Here is a 1,442-nt window from a genome sequence, read left to right as displayed (position 1 = left end):
GGCAAAGAAATGATGGTGATGAAATAGGTATTAAAGAATCAACTGCCGTAGGATTGGTATCATACGTTATACAAGCATTGGTATGGTGTGGCGTTGATGCAGAAAGTTGGAGATATTCACATCGCCCTTTCAATCGGTCAATGACTCCTTTCAAAGCTTATTCCAAGCTTGATGAGAAAGTCATCGTAACTCGACTAAGCGATTTGTTTTTTGGTATATCAACACAGCTGATTGCACACAAAACAGGGGACCTTCCTTTACCCGAAAAGCTTACTGTTTCAATTGACATCAATGATCAGCTCGAGGTTCTGTTATTCCCAACATCTCTAAAGCCCCACAATAAAGGAAAAGTAAGCGCTTCATCAGCATTTAATTTAGCAATGGGCGCCGCTTACCATTTACTCTGTTATTTTACCTCTCTCAATCACAGCGTGGTGAGAAGTATATGCCACCCTATTGAGATCGAAACAGATAACGGTGAACGTGGGTTAAAGACAATAAAAATTAGCGGCTTCAAAGCTAGGGCCAATCTTAGCGTAACAGCTCTAGTCAGTAACGAAACTGATGAGCATATCGTATTTGACGTTGAAAAAAAGACTGGTGTTGCGTTTATTGAAACACTCGTAAAGCTATCCACATGCTTCGCGAGTTCTAAAAGGCTACTGTATACACTTCAATTCGATGGACAAGTATCTAATTCATTCTATCTACCAGAGATAAATAGACAACTTACCAAACAGTTAAACCTTGTAACGTCGTATCGATTAATTAACCTGCCTTGGTTTAGTGAACTTTTTTATTCATACCAACAAAACAAAGCTATTGAGCTCAAAACCATTAGGACTGATAGCGAGCGAACTATTGTCAGAAAACACTCTTACCCGATAAGAAAAGAACGCGCAACTAGGATGACTCTTTATATAAGCTACTGCATCTTATCTTGTTTCACAGATAAACCATTGAAAGGGGTGCTTCTGCCACTAAGTTACACAGAAAAAGATAGCAATGGAAATATCCAAGTATCTTTCTTCTATCATAGTGGTAAGCAGGGCCATTTAGAGATACCGGCAAGCTGCTTACCTTTGATAAAAGATATTGAGGCCTGGGCTACGGCTAGAGCTGATAGACAACCTAAATCACAACCACGTTTCTTACTAAGAGCTGGAAGTCTCTCGCGTCCTGCCAAGCAGTGGGAAGGGTTCAGCCCACTACCTGCAGATTTTATGAAACGTATTAGAGTCAAACCAAATGACTATTTTCTCACACTTCAGTCAAGCAGATTTAGAGAGACTAAGAAGTGGTCCCCAATTTTCGGACATGACTTTAAGTGATTGATCTGTTTTGATAGTACCCAACAATACTGGAACAGATTATGACTAGAAAACGTAGAAACCACTCTCCTGAGTTCAAAGCTAAAGTGGCACTTGCTGCCGCCAAAGGTG

1 pseudogene is annotated in these 1,442 nt (G+C 40.2%); it reads left to right on the top strand.

Features of this window, described 5'->3' with window-relative positions:
• Window positions 1-1,331, top strand: a pseudogene (locus QTO00_RS19650) (hypothetical protein); the annotation flags it as partial.
• Between the last annotated feature and the right edge of the window lie 111 nt (window positions 1,332-1,442).

The organism is Vibrio sp. M260118, assembly GCF_036533755.1.
Taxonomy (GTDB): Bacteria; Pseudomonadota; Gammaproteobacteria; order Enterobacterales; family Vibrionaceae; genus Vibrio.
The sequence above is the reverse complement of the archived record's forward strand: the minus strand, read 5'-3'. Positions and strand labels throughout refer to the sequence as shown.